Source organism: Clostridium sp. MD294 (genome assembly GCF_000364165.2).
Lineage (GTDB): Bacteria > Bacillota > Clostridia > Lachnospirales > Anaerotignaceae > Coprocola.
On record NZ_CP097810.1, the window covers coordinates 1681872 to 1704846 of the forward strand.

General features: G+C 31.7%; 22 protein-coding genes. 21 read left to right on the forward strand and 1 reads right to left on the reverse strand.

The features are described 5' to 3' along the window. Positions 1–83: 83 nt before the first annotated feature. The 9 genes from C820_RS08305 (at position 84) to C820_RS08345 (ending at position 10886) form a co-directional block, all read left to right on the forward strand. Entirely contained in the window at positions 84–2051 is a 1968-nt protein-coding gene (locus tag C820_RS08305; protein WP_004034879.1) for a PfkB family carbohydrate kinase, read from the forward strand. Positions 2052–2080: 29 nt separating this feature from the next. Continuing rightward, a complete protein-coding gene (rbsK, locus tag C820_RS08310; RefSeq protein WP_004034877.1) occupies positions 2081–2989 on the forward strand; it encodes a ribokinase in 909 nt (302 codons plus the stop codon). 70 nt (positions 2990–3059) lie between these two features. Continuing rightward, complete coding sequence (locus tag C820_RS08315; RefSeq protein WP_004034875.1) at positions 3060–4202, forward strand: BMP family ABC transporter substrate-binding protein; 1143 nt, start codon at positions 3060–3062, stop codon at positions 4200–4202. An 81-nt stretch (positions 4203–4283) separates the two neighbouring features. Then, positions 4284–5828 (forward strand): ABC transporter ATP-binding protein, encoded by a 1545-nt coding sequence (locus C820_RS08320; RefSeq protein WP_004034873.1) that lies wholly within the window; start codon positions 4284–4286, stop codon positions 5826–5828. After that, entirely contained in the window at positions 5829–6902 is a 1074-nt protein-coding gene (locus C820_RS08325; protein WP_004034872.1) for an ABC transporter permease, read from the forward strand. A gap of 5 nt (positions 6903–6907) precedes the next feature. Beyond that, positions 6908–7813, forward strand: coding sequence for an ABC transporter permease (locus C820_RS08330; RefSeq protein ID WP_004034870.1), 906 nt, complete (start codon positions 6908–6910; stop codon positions 7811–7813). 18 nt (positions 7814–7831) lie between these two features. After that, the gene (locus tag C820_RS08335; RefSeq protein ID WP_004034868.1) at positions 7832–9253 is read left to right on the forward strand and encodes an ADP-ribosylglycohydrolase family protein; all 1422 of its coding nucleotides are present in this window, start codon (positions 7832–7834) and stop codon (positions 9251–9253) included. Next, positions 9250–9831: an NAD(P)H-dependent oxidoreductase gene (locus C820_RS08340; RefSeq protein WP_004034867.1), complete on the forward strand. Its 582-nt coding sequence runs from the start codon at positions 9250–9252 to the stop codon at positions 9829–9831. Before C820_RS08335 ends, C820_RS08340 begins: the two co-directional genes overlap by 4 nt. A 212-nt stretch (positions 9832–10043) precedes the next feature. Next, positions 10044–10886, forward strand: a complete 843-nt coding sequence (locus tag C820_RS08345) for a DUF368 domain-containing protein (RefSeq protein WP_004034865.1) — start codon at positions 10044–10046, stop codon at positions 10884–10886. 29 nt (positions 10887–10915) lie between these two features. On the opposite strand, the gene purE is transcribed toward C820_RS08345, so the two are convergent. Further along, a complete protein-coding gene (purE, locus tag C820_RS08350) occupies positions 10916–11431 on the reverse strand; it encodes a 5-(carboxyamino)imidazole ribonucleotide mutase (protein WP_004034864.1) in 516 nt (171 codons plus the stop codon). A 157-nt stretch (positions 11432–11588) separates the two neighbouring features. Between purE and secG the strand changes: the two genes are divergently transcribed. The 12 genes from secG to C820_RS08410 all read left to right on the forward strand — a co-directional run bounded on the left by secG (position 11589) and on the right by C820_RS08410 (position 22975). Further along, entirely contained in the window at positions 11589–11900 is a 312-nt protein-coding gene (gene secG, locus C820_RS08355; RefSeq protein WP_004034862.1) for a preprotein translocase subunit SecG, read from the forward strand. Positions 11901–12019: 119 nt separating this feature from the next. Continuing rightward, a complete protein-coding gene (gene rnr / locus C820_RS08360) occupies positions 12020–14167 on the forward strand; it encodes a ribonuclease R (RefSeq protein WP_004034860.1) in 2148 nt (715 codons plus the stop codon). Between the two features lie 32 nt (positions 14168–14199). Beyond that, positions 14200–15528 carry a sodium-dependent transporter gene (locus C820_RS08365; RefSeq protein ID WP_004034858.1) on the forward strand — a complete coding sequence of 443 codons (1329 nt, stop codon included), beginning with the start codon at positions 14200–14202 and terminating at the stop codon, positions 15526–15528. A gap of 159 nt (positions 15529–15687) precedes the next feature. Next, positions 15688–16074 (forward strand): Asp23/Gls24 family envelope stress response protein, encoded by a 387-nt coding sequence (locus C820_RS08370; protein WP_004034857.1) that lies wholly within the window; start codon positions 15688–15690, stop codon positions 16072–16074. Between the two features lie 87 nt (positions 16075–16161). Beyond that, a complete protein-coding gene (nusB, locus tag C820_RS08375; protein WP_004034854.1) occupies positions 16162–16572 on the forward strand; it encodes a transcription antitermination factor NusB in 411 nt (136 codons plus the stop codon). An 8-nt stretch (positions 16573–16580) separates the two neighbouring features. Next, a complete protein-coding gene (gene xseA, locus C820_RS08380; protein ID WP_035296011.1) occupies positions 16581–17813 on the forward strand; it encodes an exodeoxyribonuclease VII large subunit in 1233 nt (410 codons plus the stop codon). Continuing rightward, on the forward strand, positions 17788–18027 hold the full coding sequence (gene xseB / locus C820_RS08385; RefSeq protein WP_004034850.1) for an exodeoxyribonuclease VII small subunit: 240 nt from the start codon (positions 17788–17790) through the stop codon (positions 18025–18027). The genes xseA and xseB overlap by 26 nt, the downstream gene beginning before the upstream one ends. Before the next feature lie 4 nt (positions 18028–18031). Next, a complete protein-coding gene (locus C820_RS08390) occupies positions 18032–18916 on the forward strand; it encodes a polyprenyl synthetase family protein (protein ID WP_004034848.1) in 885 nt (294 codons plus the stop codon). A gap of 40 nt (positions 18917–18956) precedes the next feature. Beyond that, a complete protein-coding gene (locus C820_RS08395) occupies positions 18957–19385 on the forward strand; it encodes a divergent PAP2 family protein (RefSeq protein ID WP_004034846.1) in 429 nt (142 codons plus the stop codon). 41 nt (positions 19386–19426) lie between these two features. Continuing rightward, on the forward strand, positions 19427–21307 hold the full coding sequence (dxs, locus tag C820_RS08400; protein ID WP_004034843.1) for a 1-deoxy-D-xylulose-5-phosphate synthase: 1881 nt from the start codon (positions 19427–19429) through the stop codon (positions 21305–21307). Next, complete coding sequence (locus tag C820_RS08405; RefSeq protein ID WP_004034841.1) at positions 21300–22127, forward strand: TlyA family RNA methyltransferase; 828 nt, start codon at positions 21300–21302, stop codon at positions 22125–22127. Before dxs ends, C820_RS08405 begins: the two co-directional genes overlap by 8 nt. Next, positions 22124–22975, forward strand: a complete 852-nt coding sequence (locus C820_RS08410) for an NAD(+)/NADH kinase (RefSeq protein WP_004034840.1) — start codon at positions 22124–22126, stop codon at positions 22973–22975. The genes C820_RS08405 and C820_RS08410 overlap by 4 nt, the downstream gene beginning before the upstream one ends.

Sequence of the window (22975 nt, forward strand, 5' to 3'; positions counted from 1 at the left end):
AATTTGGTATATAGTAATATTATATAAGAAACTGTTTTAGTAAAACAGTTTTATTAACATATTTTTCAGAAAGGAGTCTTTTCATGACAATAAAGGATATTGCAAATTTGGCTCAAGTTTCTGTTAGTACTGTTTCTAAAATATTAAATAATAAAGATTGTGCCATCAGTGAAGAAACCAAAAAAAGAGTATTAGAAATTGCAAAACAATATCAATATATGCCTTATTCTAAAATACGTCAAATTGCTGTAGGTTCTTGTGGTTATACATTTGCATTGATATTGCCAGAAGATTTACAGTATAAACAAGAATTGATTGTAAGCATAGAAAAAAATGCTGTTAAAAATGGCTATAATATTATGGTTTATTTTACAAAAACACTTTCAGATGAAATCAAATATATACAAATACTTTCAGGTAAAAATATCGATGCAATATTATTGTACCCTATAGCAGAAGAAAAAGAAAGTATACAAATGCTGCAAAAACAAAAAATAGCTTATTTACTTTTAAAAAAACAAAAAGATTTGCCTCAGACAATGCAGGTATATGGAGATTATATTACAGCAACTTATTTAGCAACGAAACATTTAATACAATATGGACATAGAAAAATAGGATTGTTGTTGTATGAAAACCGTCATAGCAATGAATGCAAAGAGGGGTATATGCAGGCATTGTTTGAGGCGGATATACTATTTGAAACAGGGAATGTATTTATAGGACAAGACGAAGTAGAAACAGGAAGAATAGGAGCACATCAGCTAATCAATCGTAATTTGTCTGCTGTTGTATGTGAAAATGAAGTCATAGCTTGCGGCACTTATGCTGCTTGCGAAAGACATGCTACAACAATACCGAAAGATATGTCAATTGTGTGTGTTCATACTATGGGATTTTATAAAACATTATATCCTAAATTAGACTACGTAGCATTAAACTGGGAGGAAGTAGGCAGACAGGCAATAGAAATGCTTTTACAAAAAATAGAAGGAAAAAAAGAATTTGTTCGCTTTAGAAGAAGTATTCTTCCTACATTGATAGAAGGAGAAAGTGTTACAAATCCCTTTGAAAAAATACATGGCTCTTATCAAAAAATTATAGTAGTAGGTAGTATGAATATAGATAATATCATTAATGTAGAAAAATTGCCTACAGATGGAGAAACATTACTTTCAAATCATCTTGCAATACTGCCAGGAGGAAAAGGACTAAATCAAGCAACAGCAACAGGAAAATTAGGAGGACTTGTGTATGCAGTAGGTAGTTTAGGCAATGATGCAGATGGAAAAAAACTATATCATTGTCTTGTGCAAAATGGTGTAAAAACAGAAGGTGTTTATTTTAGTACAACACTTTCTACTGGAAAAGCATACATCAATGTAGCAAAAGATGGAGAAAGTACTATTGTAGTATATCAAGGAGCAAATAGAGAACTAGACACTTATCAAATAAGACAACATCAAAAACTGTTTCAAGAAGCACATTATTGTTTGCTATCATTAGAAATACCACAAAAAACTGCAATTTATACTATTAAAATGTGTCATGAAACAAATGTTATAGTACTTGTCAAACCAGCAACAATAGAAACATTGCAATATGATATTATGCAATATATAGACTATTTAATACCAAATGAAAAAGAACTACATAAGATTGTACAAGGAGAGGAGAGCATAGAACAAAAAGCAGCATTTTTAATAGAAAAAGGAGTAAAAAATGTTATTGTAACATTGGGAAATAAAGGCTGTTATTTTAGAAATAAACAATATAGTATTTATTTTGATGCCGCACCATTTGAGCCACAAGATACTACAGGTGCAGCAGACGCTTTTATTAGTGCATTTGCCGTAGCAAAAAGTGAAGGAAAAGATATGATAAGTGCTATTGTTTTTGCAACATATGCTGCTGGTATAAGTATTGCAAGATTGGGAGCACAACCTTCTATGCCAGATAGAATTACAATGGATTTATATCAAAAAGAAATTATTGAAATGATAGAAGAGGTTAAAAAGAGAGTAAGTAAAGAGGTTGCAATGCTTATGTAAGCATATAACGAAAAGAGGAGGGCAACAAAATGGGAAATTTGTTAGTAATAGGAAGTTTAAACATGGATATGGTAATAAATGTTTCTCAAATGCCGAAAAAAGGAGAAACAATATTAGCAAAAGAAATTAACTATATACCTGGAGGAAAAGGAGCAAATCAAGCTTATGCCATGGCAAAATTGGGAGCAGAAGTAGCAATGATAGGTTGCGTAGGAGCAGACCAAAATGGCATGAAACTATTACAAAATTTACAATCTGTAAAAGTAGATACAAAAGGAATACAAATTTTTAAAAATGAGCCTACAGGTATAGCAGTGATAGCAGTAGAAGAAACAGGAGAAAACAGTATTATTGTGGTATCTGGAGCAAATTTTATGCTAAAAAAACAATGGATTATGCAAATGCAAGAATATATTGATAAATGTGATGTTGTAATAGCACAGTTGGAAACACCTATTGAAAGTGTTTGTGCTGTAGCGGAATTAGCAAAACAAAAAGGAAAAATGATGCTTTTAGACCCAGCACCAGCTATAAAAGATTTACCAAAAACTCTTTTTCAAAATGTTTCCATTATAAAGCCAAATGAAACAGAACTGCAAATATTAACACAAAGACCAACAACAACAGAGCAAGAAATAGTAGAAGCAGCAAAAACACTTTTACAAAAAGGAGTAGAAAAAGTTGTTGTAACATTAGGTGAAAAAGGTGCTATACTTGTGACAGAAAAGGGACACACTGTTTTTGCTTCTAAAAAAGTAAAAGCAATAGATACAACTGCAGCAGGAGATGCTTTTACAGCAGGATTAGCATTAAAATTATCAGAAGGTTGTAGTTGTGAGCAAGCAATAGAATTTGCAATAAAAGTATCTTCTATTGTAGTAACAAGAAAAGGAGCACAAACATCAATACCAAGTTATGAAGAGGTAATGAAAGTATAAAATAATTGCTGTATTGTCTGTAATATAAAATAATGCAGTAATATTTTCAATAAAAAAGGAGTGTATAAAAATGAAAAAGAAATTAATAACAATGCTGTCAATGATACTTACAGGAGCTATGCTTTTTGGATTAGCAGGCTGTGGTGGTAATGGTGGAGGAAGTGGTGACAATACAGACAATATAGCAGAGGGAACAACAGACAGCGGAAAACCTTCTTTTGTATTTGTATGTACAGGACAATTAGGCGACAAATCTTTTAATGACTCTGCAAATAATGGTGTAACACAAATTGCTGAAAAATTAGGCTGTGAAACAAGAGTAATTGAAATAGGACGTGACCAAACAAAATGGGAACCAACATTTCAGGATTTAGCGGAAGAAGGAAAATATGATGTTATTATAACAAATGGTTCTAGTTCTTCAGAAGTAATTGAAAAAGTTTCAGAAGAATTTCCAGAACAAAAATTTGTTATGTTTGACTCAGAAATAGAAGATGGAAAATATCCAAATGTTTATGCTATTAGTTATAAACAAAATGAAGGTTCTTATTTAGCAGGTGTTTTAGCAGCACTTGTTACAACGTCTGATATGGAATATGCTAATGAAGATAAAAAAATAGGATTTGTAGGAGGTTCTGAACACCCTATTATAACAGACTTTTTAGTTGGCTATATTGAAGGAGCAAAATCTGTAGAACCAGATATTAAAGTGTATGTTTCTTATATTGGTTCATGGGACGACACAGCAAAAGGAAAAGAAACTGCTATAGCACAATATAATCAGGGTGTAGATATTATATTCCCAGCAGCAGAGCAGGCAGGTTTAGGCTGTGTGGAAGCTGCAACAGAAATGAATAAATATATTATAGGAGTGGACTCAGACCAAGCTATGCTTTTTAAAGATACTGATGAGGCAAAGGCAAATGTAATATTGACATCAGTGCTGAAAGAAGTAGGCAATTCTCTTGTGAGAATGGCAGAGATGGAAATAGAGGGCACAGTACCATATGGTGCATATGAAAGTTTGGGTATAAAAGAAGGAGGAGCAGGCATTGCAATAAATGAATATTATGAGAAAAATGTCCCAGAAGACATTAGACAAAAAGTAAGTGAAGCAGAACAGCAAGTAATAGAGGGTAACGTACAAATTACTTCGGCATTAGGAGAAGACCAAACAAAAGTACAGTCCATTATTAACTCTGTTGCACCATAATAGAGTGTAAATAATTTACTTAACCACCGCCTATATCAAAAGGCGGTGGATTTGTATAGCAGATAAAAGGAGGATTGTGATATGGGCAATGAGATATTGCGAATGGAAAATATTACAAAAATATATCCTAATGGAGTAATGGCAAATAAAGAAGTCAATTTATTTGTCAATGCTGGAGAGATACATGCACTAATGGGGGAGAATGGTGCAGGAAAAAGTACACTCATGAAAATATTATTTGGTATAGAACAAAAAGACAGTGGAAAAATCTATTTTGATGGAAAAGAAATCAATACACAAAATGCAGCACAAACTATACAACTGGGTATTGGTATGGTACATCAACATTTTATGCTTGTGGAGTCTTTGAGGGTATATGAAAATGTTATATTAGGTATAGAACCAAAAAAGGGACTTTTTACAGATAAAGAAAGTGCGATACAATTAGTAAAAGATATGGCAAAAAAATATAATTTGAATGTTGACCCTATGGCAAGAGTTTGTGATATTTCTGTAGGAGTAAAACAAAAAGTAGAAATATTAAAAGTACTTGTAAGAGGAGCAAAGCTTTTAATATTAGACGAGCCTACCGCAGTATTAACACCACAAGAAACAAAAGAACTTTTTGAACAACTGTTGCTGTTAAAACAAAATGGACATACCATAATATTCATATCACACAAAATAAAAGAAGTACGACAAATATGTGACAATATCACTGTTTTAAGAGGCGGAAAATATGTCGGAACAATGCCTGTAGCAAATTCTACAGAAGAAGAAATTTCCCGTTTTATGGTAGGGCGAGATGTAGTATTAAATGTCAATAAAAAACCAGCACAATTTGGAGAGATACTTTTGCAACTTCAAAATGTCAGTTATACTAATCAAGAAAATAAAAACATATTAAATAATGTGTCATTTGAGCTAAAAAGAGGACAGATATTAGGTGTTGCAGGAGTAGAGGGAAATGGACAGAATGAATTAGCAGAATGTATATTTGGTTTTTATAAAAATGTACAAGGAAAAATATTACTCAATGGAGAAGATATACTTCAAAAAAGTATTTATGATATTAGAAATTTAGGTGTTTCCTATATACCAGAAGACCGTATTAAAACAGGTGTAGCAAAAGATGTTACAATATGGGAAAATTTAGTATCTGATAGAATAGATAATAAAGCGTTAAAACAAAATGGACTTTTAAATCATAAAAAAATAATAGAAATGGCAAAATCATTAATAAAAGACTTTGCTATACTTTGTAAAAATGAACAACAACTTGTAGGTATGCTTTCAGGAGGAAATATGCAAAAAGTTGTTGTAGCAAGAGAATTTTCGTCAAATCCGGAACTTTTAATTGCAAACCAACCTACAAGAGGTATAGATGTGGGAGCAAATGAATTTATATGGAAAAAAATAGTAGAGCAAAGAGATGCAGGAAAAGGAATATTATTGATTTCTGCAGACTTAAATGAAGTAATGGAATTGAGTGATAGTATTGTTGTAATGTGTGATGGAGAAGTAGCAGCTTATTTTGAAAATAGCAAAGACATTACAGAATATGATTTAGGATTGTATATGCTGGGAATTAAAAAGCAAACAGAACAAGAAAGGGAGGGAGCATAAATGATATTGAAAAAAAATACATTAAATATTGTAGAAATATTAAGAACAATGGTAGCAATATTTTGCTCTCTTTTAATGGTATTTGCCATTATATTGCTTGTAAGTGAACAGCCTTTGTATGCACTTAAAGACTTTTTAATAGGGCCTTTGACATCTGTGAGAAGAATGGGAAATGTTATAGAAGCAATGACACCATTAATATTTACAGGACTTTCTGTCACTATGCTTTATAGAGCGGGATTATTTAATTTGGCTATGGAGGGAGCTTTTTTTATAGGAGCAGTAGCAGCGACAGCAGGAGCATTGTTATTTGATTTACCTCCAGTAATAAATTTAATTACAGCAATGATATTTGCTATGGTAGCAGGAGGCATTGTGACATTAATTCCAGCAATATTAAAAGTAAAATGTCATGCGAATGAATTAGTTACATCACTGATGTTAAATTATGTATGTCTTTATTTGGGACTATATATTATTACAGCATTTTTTTATGACCCTCAAATGAACTCAAATTATTCTTATATGTTTGCGGATAGTATGGTATTACCAAAACTGTTTTCTAAAACTAGAATTAACACAGGCACTATTATTGCATTTGTGACAGTGATTATTGTATGGCTTATACTCAATAAAACATCATTTGGATATAAAGTCACATTAGTGGGAAAAAATGATACTATGGCAAAATATTCAGGTATTGCAGCAGGTAGCATGATTATAGGCTCTCAAGCATTGGGAGGTGTGATTGCAGGTCTGGGCGGTTCTGTAGAATTGTTTGGTATGTATCAAAGATTTCAGTATCAAGGACTACCCGGATATGGCTGGGACGGTGTGTTAATTGCTATTGTGGCAAGGTATCAGGCAAAATATGTGCCTTTAGCAGCATTGTTTTTAGCTTATTTGAGAATTGGTGCAGATATTATGTCAAGAAATACAGATATACCATTTGAAATTGTTAAAATCATACAAGCGATAATGATAGTATTGATTTCTGCACAGGCAATATTAAGTAAATACCGTCAAAAATTGGTAGTAAAAGAAGCCAAAGAGCTGGAAGAAATAAGGGGGTAAATGGTATGATAAATGTAATATTTTCTACAGACTTTTTTTTCACAACCATTAGAGTTATGACACCTATATTGTTTGCAGCACTGGCTTGTATGGTATTTACAAAAGGAGGAATAGACTCCATAGGAACAGAAGGTATTATGTTAACTTGTGCATTGGCAGCACCTTTAGGCAGTTATATTACAAAAAGTGCAATATTGGGTGTTATAGTTGCTATGATAATAGGGGCATTATTGTCTTGCCTTTTTGGGTATGTTACAATATCATTAAAAAGTGAACCAGTGCTTGCAGGTATTGCGTTAAATACATTAGCAAGTGGTTTAACAATATTTATAATATATTATGCTACAGGAGAAAAAGGCTCTACACAAAGTTTAAATAATGCTACTGTGGCAAATGTACAAATCCCTTTTTTAAAAGAAATTCCTATCATAGGAGATATTTTTTCAGGACATAGTGTATTAACTTATTTAGCAATATTGATTACAATATTACTTGCATTTTTGATATATAAAACACCTACAGGATTGCGTATTCGTTCTGTAGGAGAAAATCCAGAAGCAGCAAAATCTGTAGGTATTTCTATACTAAAATATAAATATATTTCATTGATATTAGCAGGAGCATTGTGTGGATTAGGTGGAGCATATATGTCAATGAGCTATGTATCATTTTTTTCAAAAGAGATGGTTGCAGGAAGAGGATTTATAGGCATGGCAGCAGAGTCTATGGGTAGAGGTACACCATGGGGAGTAATGCTGTCGGCACTGTTATTTGGGGCAGCGGACTCTCTTGCTATAAGATTGCAACTTTTGCAGCTTCCAGCACAACTTATACAAACAATACCTTATGTTATAACGATTGTAGCGATTGCAATTTATTCTTATTCACGCTCAAAACAGAAAAAAGGATAATGGTAAGGAAGTGATATTTTGAAAGCATGGGAATATGAAAGAAAATGGATTGAAAATGCAATACCGCCTGATGTAGAACAAAGCTGTGAACAATATTGGAAAGAGTATGTTAAAGCAGGTATTGCAAGTGATGAAAAACTATTTAAAGATTGGTATAGTGAAGTACCTGGTTCTAAAGCACCCTGTCATTTGGTTGTGGCAGCAATACAAAGTATGCACAATAGAGGATATGATGTAACAGAAGCAGAAAAATATATTGATGCAGGGTTGCAGGCAGAAAAACAAAAAGATGGTAGTACAATACAACAAATTACATCTAAAATATATTATTTGCTTAATACAGCAAAAAAAGATACGAATTGTGAATACTGGAAGTATAAACAGTATAAAACATGGGAAGACATAGAAAAAGATGTTGTGTTTCCACAATGTAATAAAATAGATGTATTTTCAGAACAATTTGAACAAAAAATAAAACATGGCTGGTTAGGACAACTGATAGGGGGAGCATTAGGGACACAAATAGAAGGCTATACTACAGAAAATATTTCTAAAAAATTTGGAGAAGTAACAGGATATTTAAGACAACCAGAAACATATAATGATGATATTACATATGAATTAGCATTTTTGCAAAGTTTTATAAAAAAAGGATATGATGTGACATCAGAGAATATAGCACAAGAATGGTTAGCACTGATAGCAGATGGATATTCTGCAGAAGAAACTGCATTATATAATTTAAGAAGAGGCATTATGCCTCCAGAAAGCGGTATAGTAAATAATTATTTTTGTGAATGGATAGGGGCACAAATGAGAACTGCAATACATGGTATGGTTGCACCTGCAAATCCTGGTATGGCAGCAAAATTGGCTGTATACGATAGTGTCATTTCTCATAGCAACAATGGTATCATAGGAGGAATGTTTAATGCAATGCTTGTTTCGTTAAGTTTTGTAGAAAAAGATGCCAAACAATTACTTGAAAAAACAATAGCATTACTGCCTCAGAAAAGTGAATATGCTTCTGTAGCAAATTATACTTTACAACAGTGCAAAAAATATGATACATGGCAGCAAGCATGGAAAATTTGTGAAAATCGTTTTAAGCAATATCATTGGATACATTGCTATCCTAATGTTGCAGCAGAAATTGTAGCATTGTGGTATGGTGAAAATGATTTTGAAAAAACTTGTCATATTATTTGTATGGAAGGGCAAGATGTAGATTGTACAGCAGCACCTATATTAAATGCACTTGCAATATTAATTGACTTTGAAAAAATAAACCAACAGAAATATGTTGAACCAATAGGGGACACTATTTATACTATAATGAGAAAATTTCAAAAAATTAGTATACAGCAGTTGTGTTGTGATACGGTACAGTCTGTAAGAAATGCGTTAAATCAATGGGAACAGAAGGAGAGAGAAAAGTGAAAATATTGTTTATTAATGCATGTGCAAGAGAAAATTCCAGAACATTAGAATTATGTAAATATTTTTTAGAAAATTATGAAAAAAACCATAGACATATTGAAATAGAACAAGTTTCTCTTTTTGGTGGAGCGGAATTAAAACCTATGACAGAAGAAACATTAAAAGAAAGAGAAGAATTAATTGCAAAAAGAGATTGGGAAAATAGTAAAATGATGTATGCTTTGCAGTTTCATGAAGCAGAAAAAATTGTAATAGGAGCACCTTATTGGGATTGCAGTTTTCCCTCTATGTTAAAGGTTTATATAGAAAATATTATGGTATCAAAATTAAACTTTTTGTATCAAGAGGATAGATATGTGGGACTGTGCAGAGGAAAAAAAATGCTTTATATCTCTACCGCTGGAGGAGATGCAGAGAGAAATATGGGATTTGATTATGTTAGAAAAGTATTAAAAATGTTAGGAAACTATCAATGTAAATATATACATGCTGATAATTTAGATGTACAAGGGTCAGATATACAAGAAATTATGAAAAAAGCAAAATTAAGATTGAATGAAACAGTAAAAAGATGGTAATTTAAATTATATTAAAGAAATAAAATATAAATTAATACTATGTCTAAAATGACAAATAAAATAACTTTACATTTTGTGAGGTTATTTTTTTGTAAAAAAATTTTGTTATTATAAATATTCTACCCAAATATTATATAATATGTTATGATAAAAGGCAAAATGGAAAGGAGAGAAATACAAAAGTGATAATCAAAATAATTTGTGGATTTTTTATGGCATTAGCAGACAGCGTTCCAGGTGTGTCTGGAGGAACAATAGCATTTTTGTTAGGACAGTATGACAATTTTATTAACTCTTTAAATGATGTAGTAGCAGGAACAATGAAACAAAGAAAAAAGGCAATTCATTTTCTATTACAGCTTATGATAGGTTGGATAGTAGGATTTATATTAGCAGTAATGATATTGACAACAGTATTTGAAAAACATATTTATCAAGTCAGTTCTTTGTTTTTAGGATTTATTGTGTTTTCTATACCTGTTGTAACAAGAGAAGAAAGAAAATACTTTTTAGGACATGGTAAAAATATTGTATATATGATAGCAGGTATTGCTATTGTAGTACTAATTACTTATTTAAATACTACAGCAACAAAACAAAACTCTTTTGACTTACTGCATATGTCTGTAGCAACAGCATTATATTTATTTGTAGCAGCAATGATAGCAATATCTGCAATGGTATTGCCTGGAATATCAGGAAGTACATTATTATTGATATTTGGATTGTATGTACCAGTAATGAACTGTATAAAAAGTGTGTTATCATTTCAATTAGAAGCATTACCTGCTGTAATAGTGTTTGGTATGGGAATTATTGTAGGAATTGTAACAATAGTAAGACTTGTTAAAATTGCATTAGAGAAATTTCGCTCTCAAACGGTGTACAGCATATTAGGACTTATGATAGGGTCATTATATGCTATAGTGATGGGAGCGACAACATTAGAAGTTCCAAAAGAAGCTATGAGTATTTCCACATTTAGCATTGTATTTTTTGCAATAGGGGGCATAATGATAATAGCATTGCAAATGCTTAAAAAGATACAATCATAAAATAAAAAAAATGAGGGTTTTTCCCCTCACTATTTTTGTTCTAAATATTGAGCATAGCCTATTGTTTCAAGTTTTTGGGCTTTTTGTTCTACCATATCAAGAAGTCCTTTTTTGTAGTCAGCAACTTTTTGTAATACCTCTGGCTGAAATGCCCCTATTATTTGAGCAGCAAGCAAACCTGCATTTTGTGCACCATTTATAGCAACAGTAGCAACAGGTATGCCTGGAGGCATTTGACAAATAGAATATAAAGAGTCTACACCGCTTAATGTAGATGTTTTAACAGGTACACCTATTACAGGCAAAGGAGTTAAAGCGGCAGTCATACCTGGAAGATGCGCTGCACCGCCTGCTCCTGCAATAATGACTTTTAGTCCTTTTTCTACAGCAGATTGAGCATAGTCATACATTTTTTGAGGTGTTCTGTGAGCAGAAATAATTGTTAATTCATAGGGAATAGAAAGTTTATCTAATATTTTAGCGGCTTCACTCATAACAGGCAAATCAGAGTCGCTTCCCATAATAATACCGACAAGTGCTTTCATAATAATTAACCTCCTTAAATAAAGTATTGTGTCAAAAATATTTTATCACAATAAAACAAAAAACAAAAGAATAATATTTTTATTGCTTGTTACTATAATTTATGTTAAAATAGCAATAATGTATTCAAATTATATAGAAAGGAGTATTAAAATAAATATGGAAACAGATACAACAAATGTCGTTGCAAATGCAGCAGATAGTGCAGGCACAGTAGCAGTAAACAGCGTTAACACAGCAGTATTTGTATTAGCAGTAGTGCTCATTATTGTAAGCATAGTGTTGTGTATTATCATATTATTGCAGTCAAAACGTTCTGCGGGCTTGGGTGCAGTGAGTGCCGTAAGTAGTGCAGACACCTATTGGAGCAGAAATAAAGGCAATTCTATGGAAGGTGCATTAGAAAGATATACCAAAATTGGTGGTGCATTGTTTATGATAATTGCTTTTATAATAAACCTTTTGAGCTGATAAAGTATCATAAGGAAAAAAACATCTCTAGTAAATGATGGTATGTGAGCAAAATAAGAAGGGGGCACAGTTGTGTCCCTTTTTGTGTATCATAACAATGTAGAAAAAGGAGGAAACACATGGACGAGCAAGAACAAAAAGAGCAAATTATGAAACAAAGAAAACAAAAAATACAAAATTATTTAGAAAGTAAAGAATATGTTCCTATGAAAAGAAAAGCCATTGCTTCGCTGTTGAATGTGCCAAAAGAAGATAGAGAAGATTTTGAAGAAATTATAGCACAACTTTTGGAAGAAGAAAAAATAGTAGAAACAAATAAGGGCAAACTTATGACACCAAAGTCATTAGGAATAGAAATAGGAACGTTTTTAGCACATTCAAAAGGTTATGGTTTTGTACAGAGAGAACAGGGAGAAGATATATTTGTTCCAGCAACAAAAGTAAATGGAGCAATGCACAGAGATAGAGTAATGTACAAAATAAATAAAAGAAAATCTCCTAATAAAAGAGCAGAATGTGAAATTGTAAAAATTATAAAAAGAGGAAATGATAAAATTGTAGGCACATATGAACAATCAAAAAATTATGGTTTTGTAGTGCCTGATGATAAAAAAATTACACAAGATATATTTATAGCCAATAAATATAGTATGGGTGCTGTGACAGGGCATAAAGTAGTAGTGGAAATTAGAAAATATGGTGATGAAGAAAAAAATCCAGAGGGTGTTATAGTAGAAGTTTTAGGCCATATCAATGACCCTGGAGTAGATATACTTTCTATTATAAAACAATATGATTTGCCTGTTGATTTTCCAGAAGATGTATATCAACAAATTAAAAATATTGGTATGGAAATAGAGCCAAAAGAATTAAAAAACAGAGAAGATTTTAGAAATTATAAAACAGTGACAATAGATGGAGAAGATGCCAAAGACTTAGATGATGCGATTTCATTAAATATATTGGAAAATGGTAATTATGAATTAGGTGTACACATAGCAGATGTTTCACAGTATGTACCAGAAAATACAGCATTAGATAAAGAAGCATATAGAAGAGGCACAAGTGTGTATTTAGTAGATAGAGTCATTCCTATGCTACCTCATAAGTTATCAAATGGTATTTGTTCTTTAAATCCTGGTGAAGACAGGCTGACATTAAGCTGTATTATGGAAATTGACAAAAAAGGAAATGTTGTAAATCATAGAGTAGTAAAATCTGTAATACATTCTGATAGGAGAATGACTTATACAGCAGTAAGAGAGATATTGGAAGATAGAACACCTAAATTATTGGAAGAATATTCTGATTTTATAGAAATGTTTGAAAATATGAACCAATTAAGAATACTGCTTTCAGAAAAAAGAACAAAAAGAGGTTCTGTTAATTTTGATTTGCCTGAGTCTAAAATTATATTAGATGAAAAAGGAGTACCGTTAGAAATAAAACCATATGAAACAAGCATAGCAACAAATATGATAGAAGAATTTATGTTGATATGTAATGAAACAGTGGCAGAAGATTTTTTCTGGCAGGAAGCACCATTTTTATATAGAACGCATGAAGTGCCTGATGAAGAAAAACTCAAAAAAATGGAGGATTTTATTAGAAACTTTGGTTATCGCTTAAAAGGAAATAAAGATGAAATACACCCTAAAGCAATACAGCAACTTATTTCAAAAGTAGAAGGAAAAGAAGAAGAAAGAATTATTACAAGAGTGGTTCTTAGAAGTATGAAACAAGCGAGATATATGGCAGACAATGGAGGGCATTTTGGTTTAGCAGCTAAATATTATTGTCATTTTACTTCTCCTATCAGAAGATACCCTGATTTGCAAATACACAGAATTATCAAAATGATATTAGATGGAACAATGACAGAAAAAAAACAAAGAGCATTAAAAAGAAATATGCCTGATGTAGCAAAACAGTGTTCTCTAAGAGAAAGAATAGCAGAAGAAGCAGAAAGAGAAACAGACAATCTCAAAAAAGCAGAGTATATGCAAAATAAAATAGGTAATGAATATGAGGGAATGATTTCAGGATTAACAAGTTGGGGAATATATGTAGAATTGCCTAATACAGTAGAGGGAATGGTTCCTTTGCAAAGTTTGGAAGATGACTTTTATGTTTATGACGATGAAAATATGATGATTTATGGACAACATTCCAATAAAAAGTATCTATTAGGACAAAAAGTAAATATTGTAGTAACAAGAGTAGATTTGGAACTAAAGAAAATTGATTTTGCATTTTGTGAAAAATAATATAAAACTATAATAATAGAAAGGGAAGTAACATGGAAACGAAGCAGCAAAATAAACAAAGAGATAGTTTTAATAGTCGCATAGGATTTGTGTTGGCGTGTATTGGTTCGGCGGTAGGTATGGGAAATATATGGTTATTTCCTTATAGAGTAGGACAATATGGAGGAGCAGCATTTTTAATACCTTATTTTTTATTTATTATTGTAATAGGATTTACAGGTGTAATAGGAGAGATGGCATTTGGTAGAGCAATGCAAACAGGTGCATTAGGGGCTTTTAAAAAAGCGTCGCAAATGAGAGGAGGCAACTGGGGAGAATGGATAGGTATTATACCTGTTGTAGGTTCTTTAGGCATTGCGATAGGTTATTCTGTAGTAGTAGGTTGGATAATACGATTTTTAGTAGGCTCTGTAACAGGTTCTGCATTAGCAGGAGATACAGGAGAATATTTTGGTGCATTGGCTGGTAATTTTGGTAGTGTAGGCTGGCATATTATGGGACTTATAATAGTATTTGTATGTATGGCATATGGTATATCAACAGGTATAGAAAAAGTAAATAAAATAATGATACCAACATTTTTTTTACTGTTTGTGATAATGGCAGTACGCATATTTATGCTAGAAAATGCACAAGAAGGTATATTGTATATGTTAAAACCAAATTGGGAGCAAGTAGCAAAACCTCAAACTTGGGTATATGCTTTAGGACAGGCATTTTTTTCACTTTCATTAGCTGGTTCTGGCACTATTGTGTATGGTAGTTATTTAAAAAAGACAGAAGATGTTGTAAAAAGTGCTAAAAATGTGGCATTTTTTGATACAGTAGCATCATTGTTAGCAGTATTTGTTATTATCCCTGCAGTGTTTGCATTTGGATTAGACCCTGCTTCTGGGCCTCCTCTTATGTTTATTACTATGCCAAAGGTATTCCAAATGATGCCTATGGGCAGAGTGTTTGCTATCATATTCTTTTTAGCAGTACTTTGTGCTGCAATTACTTCTCTTGTTAATTTATTTGAAACGCCTGTAGAAACATTGCAGCAAAAATTTGGATTTTCAAGAAAAAAAGCAGTAGCAATAATAGCAATAATAGCAGTAGCGGTAGGTGTTTGTATAGAAAGTGGAGATAGTGTATCTGTATTTATGGATATTATTTCTATTTATATCATACCATTAGGAGCATTGTTAGCAGCAATTATGTTTTTCTGGGTATGTGGTAGTAAATTTGCAAGAGAACAGGCTCAAATGGGTAGACAAAAAATAATAGGAAAATGGTTTGAACCTATGACAAAATATGTTTTTGTAGGATTAACATTATTTGTGTATATTATGGGAATATTTTATAACGGTATTGGATAATAAAAATAAAAAATATTGTGTTATAAAAGTGCATATTTATAATAAGTTTGTGAATTTATTGTACAAATCTACAAACACCTTTGACTTGCAAAGTATGAAAAATCTGCTATAATAAAGCCTATATAGTATCATATTTGAATAAAGAAAAGAGGGAATGTTGTGCCTGATAAAAAAGAAGAATTTGGACAAATACAAATAGCAGATGAAGTTGTTGCAGTCATAGCAGCAACTGCAGCTATGGAAATAGAAGGTGTACTGAATGCCTCTAGTACATCAGGAAATGCTTTTGTGGAATTTTTTGGTAAAAAAAGTCAAACAAAGGGCGTCAAAGTAAATTCTGATGGTGGAGAGTTAACATTAGAATTAGATATTGTAGTACTTTTTGGTACAAAAATACAAACAGCAGCAACAGAAGTACAGAAAAAAGTAAAATCAGCAGTAGAAACAATGACAGGATTGACTGTAGCAATGGTAAATGTCAATGTTTGCGGCATTGTAAAAGAAAAACAACCTAAAGCAGCAAAAAATGAAATAGAACAAGAATAACAAAATAATAAGGGTCAATCACTTTTGTAATATACAAAATGATTGACCTTGTTTCAAGACGAAAAGGCAAAAATATGGGAGGATAGTATGAATAGGAGAGAGGCAAGAAAAAACGCCTTTTATTTAGTATTTCAAATAGGTTTTCATGAACAAGAAGAGTTAGAACAAATGAAAGAATTGTTTTTTGAACAAGGAGAACAAGAAATACCAAAAGAACAAAAAGAATTTATAGTAAAAGAAGTAGAAGGCACAAAAACACATTTGTTAGAAATTGATGAAATCATTACAAAAAAATCTAAAAAGTGGAAAAAAGAAAGAATTTCAAAAATAGACATAGCAATATTACGTTTGGCTATTTATGAAATCTATTTTTCTCAAGAAGTACCAAATAGTGTTGCAATCAATGAAGCAGTAGAATTAGCAAAAGAATTTGGTACAGAACAATCTCCTGCATTTGTCAATGGCATATTAGGAAATATTGTTTCAGAGAAAGAATAGTGAAAAGTATGGGAGTAAAAGTATATTCTGTAGAACAAATAAATCGCTATGTACGTAATTTACTTGAAAATGATTTTGTGTTAAATGGCTTTTGGATAAAAGGAGAAATTTCTAATTTTAAAGCCCATAGTTCAGGGCATTTTTATTTTACATTAAAAGATGCTTGTGCTTCTATACAATGTGTTATGTTTCGAGGGGAAGCAGAAGTGCTTCCTTTTTTGCCGAAAAATGGTTTGTTTGTAGTAATATATGGTACAATTTCTATTTATGAAAAAACAGGACAGTATCAACTTTATACAGAAATGATAGAGCCTGTAGGAATAGGAAGTTTGGCACTTAGTTTTGAACAGTTAAAACAGAAATTAGCACAAGAAGGACTTTTTGATGCAGAATATAAAAGAGAATTATGTGAGTATCCGAAATGTGTTGCTGTAATTACTTCTCCTACAGGTGCAGCAGTAAGAGATGTCATTAAAATTATAAAAAGAAGAAATCAAGCAGTGAAAATTGTAGTAGTGCCTGTGTTAGTACAGGGAGAATATGCAGTATCTTCTATTGTAAAAGGTATAAAACTTGTAAATGAATGGGGAAAGGCAGATATTATTATATTGGGTAGAGGAGGAGGCTCAGCAGAAGATTTATCAGCATTTAATGCAGAAAAAGTAGCAAGAGCAATATTTGCATCAGAAACTCCTGTAATATCTGCTGTAGGACATGAAACAGATTTTACTATTGCAGATTTTGTAGCAGATGTAAGAGCTTCTACTCCTTCGGCAGCAGCAGAAATTGCTGTAAAAAATACACAAGATATGTCACAATATTTGCAATATTACACTATAGCTTTGCAAAATGTAGTAGAAAATAAGCTATTGCAATATAAAAAAGTATTACAAATGGTAATGCAGTCAAGTGCTTTTATACAGCCTATGACATTATTAAAGCAACGAAAAAGGCAACTAGAACAATTACAAAAGGCATTACAAAAACAGATGCTGTATTGTTTGGAAACAAAACAAATGCAACACCAAACATTACAAAAAAGATTGCAAACAGCCTCTCCCTTTGCCATATTAAAAAGAGGTTATGTATTGGCAGAAAATGAAAAAGGAGAAACACTTCAAAACATTGAGAAAATACAAAAAGGGGATATTGTGATACTGCGTTTTCAAAATGGTGTCGCAAAAGCAGCAATTTTAGAGAAGGAGTTTTATAAAAGTGGCAAAGAAAAAAATGACATTTGAACAGGCAATACAAAGACTAGAAGAAATTGTTGAGATATTAGAAACGGAAGAAATTGCTCTAGAAAAATCTGTTGATTTGTATAAAGAAGGTATGGAATTAGCAGAATTTTGTCAGACAAAAATTACAAAAGCAGAAACAGAAGTAGTATTACTTCAAAAAAATATTTCTGGAGAAATAGAACAAACGCATTTTGAAGTAGAGGAAGGAGAATAATAAAATGAATTGTAAAGAACAAATTTCAATAAAAGCAAAAGAAATAGATGATTATTTACAAAAGAGATTACCTCAACAAAGTGAATACCCTTCAGAAATATTTGAAGCAATGAGATATAGTATATTTGCAGGAGGAAAAAGATTACGCCCTATATTACTACTTTCTGCTTGTGAAGCATTAGGAGGAGAAACTGAAAAAGCAATAGATTTTGCCTGTGCAATAGAAATGATACACACTTATTCTTTGATACATGATGATTTGCCTGCTATGGATAATGATGACTATAGAAGGGGGATGTTAACAAGCCATAAAAAATTTGGAGAAGCAACTGCTATATTGGCAGGAGATGGATTACTTCATCATGCTTTTGAGATTATGTCAAATGCTTGTGTAAAAGACTGTACTATACAAACAGTAAAGGCTATGCAGTCTATTGCACATGGTGCAGGAGTATATGGTATGCTTTCAGGACAAGTAGTAGATGTACTTAGTGAAGGAAAACAAATTGATGAAAAAACAATGTATTTTATACACAAAAATAAAACAGCAGCAATGTTACAAGGGGCATTAAAAGCAGGAGCAATATTAGCAGGAGCAACACAAAAGCAAATAGAAATGATGGAACAAGCAGGAGAAAAAATAGGTGTTGCCTTTCAAATAGCAGATGATATATTAGATATTACAAGTACATTAGAAGAATTAGGTAAACCTGTGCATAGTGATGAAAAAAATGAAAAAAATACTTATATAACAATGTATGGCATAGAAAAGTCAAAACAAATGGTAGAAACACTTTCACAGCAAGCGATTTCTCTTTTTGAGGAATTAGGAGAAAATGCTAATTTTTTAATAGAACTGACAAAATATTTAATAGATAGAAAAAATTAAAATTTAAAAAATGGGACAAATAAAGTAAGCAGGTGATACTATGAATTTTTCTGGAATATTACAAAATAAACCCGTTTGGGCAGCGGTACTAGCTTGGGCAATCGCACAGATATTAAAAACAATACTATCATTTGTGAAAAATGATAAATTAGATTTGTCCCGCTTTTATGGCTCAGGAGGTATGCCAAGTTCTCATTCTGCATTAGTAATGGCATTAACATTTAGTTTAGGAAAATATCAAGGTTTTTCCTCTCCCTTTTTTGCAATCAGTGTAGTATTGGCGTTGGTGGTAATGTATGATGCTGCAGGCGTAAGAAGAGCAGCAGGAAAACAGGCAGCACTTTTAAATATACTAATACACAGACAAGGCATTACACCACAAGAACAGTTAAAAGAATTACTTGGGCATACCCCTTTGGAAGTGATTGCAGGTGCAATGTTGGGAACAGTGATAGGACTGTTGTTTTAAAAGTAGTTATGACTTTGCTGCAAAGAGGAGTGAATGCAGATATGAGTATATTATTAAAGCAAGTAAATTTTCCAAAAGACATTAAAAATATGAATGAAAAAGAATTAAAAAAATTAGCAAAAGAGATAAGATATTTTTTAATCAAAAGCGTTTCTAAAACAGGAGGACATCTGGCGTCTAATTTAGGTGTTGTAGAATTAACAGTAGCATTGCACTATTGTTTTGACTTACCTAATGATAAAATTGTATGGGACGTAGGACATCAGGCATATGTGCATAAACTGCTGACAGGAAGAAAAAAAGATTTTGGAAAATTAAGACAGTTAAATGGTTTAAGTGGTTTTCCTAAGCCTCATGAAAGTGAGTATGATGTATTTGCAGCAGGGCATAGTTCTACATCTATTTCAGCAGCATTAGGTATAGCAAAAGCAAGAGATTTAAAAGGAGAATACAACCATGTTATTGCAGTAATAGGAGATGGTGCAATGACAGGAGGACTTGCTTATGAAGCACTAAATAATGCAGCAAAAGAGAATACAAATTTGATTGTGATATTAAATGATAATGAAATGTCTATATCTAGTAATGTAGGGGCAATGTCAAGATATTTAACACATTTAAGAACAGACTCCGCTTATATACAAGCAAAAGAAAATTTTCAAAATTTTTCACAAAAAATACCTGTTGTAGGAAATGTAGCAAATTTTATATTTGAAAAAATGCGTTTTGGAGCAAAATTTTTGTTTTTGCCAGGTATGCTTTTTGAAGAAATGGGTTTTCATTATATAGGGCCTGTAGATGGACATAACTTAGAAGAATTAAAAGAAGTATTTCAAAATGTCAAACAAATGAGAGGGCCTTTGCTAATTCATGTCAAAACTAAAAAAGGAAAAGGCTATACTTATGCAGAGCAGGAGTCATGGAAATATCACGGTGTAGGAAAATTTGATATTAAAACAGGACAAGCGATTTCTTGTTCTAATAAAGAAGACTATTCTGCTGTATTTGGTAAAAAACTAATAGAATTGGCAGAAAAAAATAAAAATATATTGGCTTTAACGGCAGCTATGGCATCTGGTACAGGACTTTTAGCATTTCAAAAAAAATTTCCTGAAAGATTTTTTGATGTTGCTATAGCAGAACAGCATGGAGTTACATTTTCAGCAGGTTTAGCTTGTCAAGGAATGATACCAGTTTTTGCTGTATATTCTACATTTTTGCAAAGAGCATATGACCAAATTATACATGATGTTTGTATGCAAAATCTACCTGTGGTGTTTGCTATAGATAGAGCAGGAATAGTAGGAGCAGATGGTGAAACACATCAAGGTGTATTTGATATTGCTTATTTAAGCCATATTCCTAATATGACATTGCTTTCTCCTAAAAATAAATGGGAATTGGAAGATATGCTTGCTTTTGCAGTAGACTTTAAAAATCCTATTGCGATAAGATACCCCAGAGGAACTGCTTCGGAACAATTTGAACAATATAGACAAAAAATAGTATATGGCAAAAGTGAAGTAATACAAAAGGGAAAAAAAATAGCACTTTTGGCAGAAGGACATATGCTTTCTTTTGCAGTAGAAGCAGCAGAATTATTAAAACAAAAAAATAATATTACAGCACATATTGTAAATATGCGTTTTTTAAAACCATTAGATGGACAAATGCTGAAAGAAGTATCACAATATTGTGATTGTATTGTTACAATAGAAGATGGACTGATACAATGTGGATTTGGTTCAAAAGTGCTAGAATATTATAATGAAAATGAAAATAATGGTATAAAAATCATTCGTTTGGGTTTTCCAGATAAATTTATTGAACAAGGTACAACGGAAGAATTGTATCAGCTTTATGGATTAAATGGACAAGGTATTTATGACAGTATTATACAGAAAGGAATTTTAAATGACTGAAAAAGAGAGATTGGACATATTATTAGTAAAAAGAAATATGGCTAAATCCAGAGAATTAGCAAAAGCATATATTATGGCAGGAAATGTTTATGTAGATGGTGTAAAAGAAGAAAAAGCAGGAACAAAAGTAGCTATTACAGCAGATATTGTAGTAAAACAAAATAAAATGAAATATGTCAGTCGTGGAGGCTATAAATTAGAAAAGGCAATAAAAGAGTTTGATATTTGTTTAGAAAATACAGTTTGTTTAGATATAGGAGCGTCTACAGGAGGATTTACAGATTGTATGCTTCAAAATGGAGCAAAAAAGGTGTATGCTATAGATGTAGGGTATGGGCAATTTGATTGGAAATTGAGAAATGATGATAGAGTTGTTTGTATGGAAAAAACAAACGTAAGATATATTACACCAAGTGACATTTCAGAAAGAGCAGATTTTGCTTCTATAGATGTGTCATTCATATCATTAACAAAAGTGCTTCCAGCGGTGTTAGCAGTATTACAACAACAAGCAGAATTAGTTTGTTTGATAAAACCACAGTTTGAAGCAGGCAGAGAAAAAGTAGGGAAAAAGGGTGTTGTAAGAGATAAAAATGTGCATAAAGAAGTGATATGCAATATTATAGAATATGTAACTGAACAAAATGTCGGTATACATAATATTAGTTTTTCACCTATAAAAGGGCCAGAAGGAAATATTGAATATTTAATTTATTTACAAAAAAATAAAACAATTATTACAAAAGAGGAAGCATATACTTTGGCAGAAAGTGTTGTCAATGCCTCTCATAAATGCTTGCAAGGGGAGGAAGATATATGAAAAAAGTCGCAATATTACCTAATTTGGAAAAAGATAAGCAATTTGCTATAACAAAAAGATTAGTAAATTATTTGCTTTATAAAAATTGCGAACCAATGCTTACAAAAAAAATAGCAGAAATGTCTAATTTAGAACTATATGGAAAAGATGAAGAACAAATCTATCAAAATGCAGATTTTTTAATATCATTAGGAGGAGATGGCACACTTTTGGGAGTGGGACGTCGTAGTGCAAAATATGGTAAACCTATATTAGGTATCAATTTAGGTCATTTAGGTTTTTTGACAGCAGAAGAAAAAGACTATGCAGAATGTGCTATTGATAGAGTATTAGAAGGAGATTGTTATATTGAAAAAAGAATGATGTTGGAGGCATCTATTTTTGCAGAACCTAAAAGAATAGAAGGACTTTTAGCATTAAATGATGTTTGTATTACAAGAGGATTTTCTTCTAAAATATTAGAATTTAATATATTTGTAAATATGGAATATGTAGATACATTAAGAGCTGATGGTGTTATTATTTGTACTCCAACAGGTTCAACCGCTTATAATCTTTCTGCAGGAGGCCCTATATTAAAAACAGATGCAGAAATTATTGCAATTACACCTATTTGTCCTCATACATTGACAAGTCGCCCAATTATTGTTTCAGCAGAAGATAAAATTACAGTAGAAGTATTTAGCAGAGCAAATGAAGATTTTATTGTTAGTACAGATGGACAATGTTCTATGTCTTTAAAAAGAAGAAATGTAGTACAAGTAAAAAAATCCCCATATTTTACAACAATTATGAAAACGAACCAAGTAAGTTTTTATGATGTATTACGTGAAAAACTAGGCAAATAA

Excerpts from the sequence above, each read along its gene's own strand:
- C820_RS08345 (WP_004034865.1), top strand. The coding sequence starts at position 10,044 with ATGGCATTAGCAGACAGCGTTCCAGGTGTGTCTGGAGGAACAATAGCA.
- C820_RS08325 (WP_004034872.1), top strand. The coding sequence starts at position 5,829 with ATGATATTGAAAAAAAATACATTAAATATTGTAGAAATATTAAGAACA.
- C820_RS08410 (WP_004034840.1), top strand. The coding sequence starts at position 22,124 with ATGAAAAAAGTCGCAATATTACCTAATTTGGAAAAAGATAAGCAATTT.
- C820_RS08315 (WP_004034875.1), top strand. The coding sequence starts at position 3,060 with ATGAAAAAGAAATTAATAACAATGCTGTCAATGATACTTACAGGAGCT.
- C820_RS08320 (WP_004034873.1), top strand. The coding sequence starts at position 4,284 with ATGGGCAATGAGATATTGCGAATGGAAAATATTACAAAAATATATCCT.
- secG (WP_004034862.1), top strand. The coding sequence starts at position 11,589 with ATGGAAACAGATACAACAAATGTCGTTGCAAATGCAGCAGATAGTGCA.
- C820_RS08365 (WP_004034858.1), top strand. The coding sequence starts at position 14,200 with ATGGAAACGAAGCAGCAAAATAAACAAAGAGATAGTTTTAATAGTCGC.
- nusB (WP_004034854.1), top strand. The coding sequence starts at position 16,162 with ATGAATAGGAGAGAGGCAAGAAAAAACGCCTTTTATTTAGTATTTCAA.
- C820_RS08305 (WP_004034879.1), top strand. The coding sequence starts at position 84 with ATGACAATAAAGGATATTGCAAATTTGGCTCAAGTTTCTGTTAGTACT.
- C820_RS08405 (WP_004034841.1), top strand. The coding sequence starts at position 21,300 with ATGACTGAAAAAGAGAGATTGGACATATTATTAGTAAAAAGAAATATG.
- rnr (WP_004034860.1), top strand. The coding sequence starts at position 12,020 with ATGGACGAGCAAGAACAAAAAGAGCAAATTATGAAACAAAGAAAACAA.
- C820_RS08330 (WP_004034870.1), top strand. The coding sequence starts at position 6,908 with ATGATAAATGTAATATTTTCTACAGACTTTTTTTTCACAACCATTAGA.
- rbsK (WP_004034877.1), top strand. The coding sequence starts at position 2,081 with ATGGGAAATTTGTTAGTAATAGGAAGTTTAAACATGGATATGGTAATA.
- C820_RS08390 (WP_004034848.1), top strand. The coding sequence starts at position 18,032 with ATGAATTGTAAAGAACAAATTTCAATAAAAGCAAAAGAAATAGATGAT.
- dxs (WP_004034843.1), top strand. The coding sequence starts at position 19,427 with ATGAGTATATTATTAAAGCAAGTAAATTTTCCAAAAGACATTAAAAAT.
- purE (WP_004034864.1), bottom strand. The coding sequence starts at position 11,431 with ATGAAAGCACTTGTCGGTATTATTATGGGAAGCGACTCTGATTTGCCT.
- C820_RS08395 (WP_004034846.1), top strand. The coding sequence starts at position 18,957 with ATGAATTTTTCTGGAATATTACAAAATAAACCCGTTTGGGCAGCGGTA.
- xseA (WP_035296011.1), top strand. The coding sequence starts at position 16,581 with ATGGGAGTAAAAGTATATTCTGTAGAACAAATAAATCGCTATGTACGT.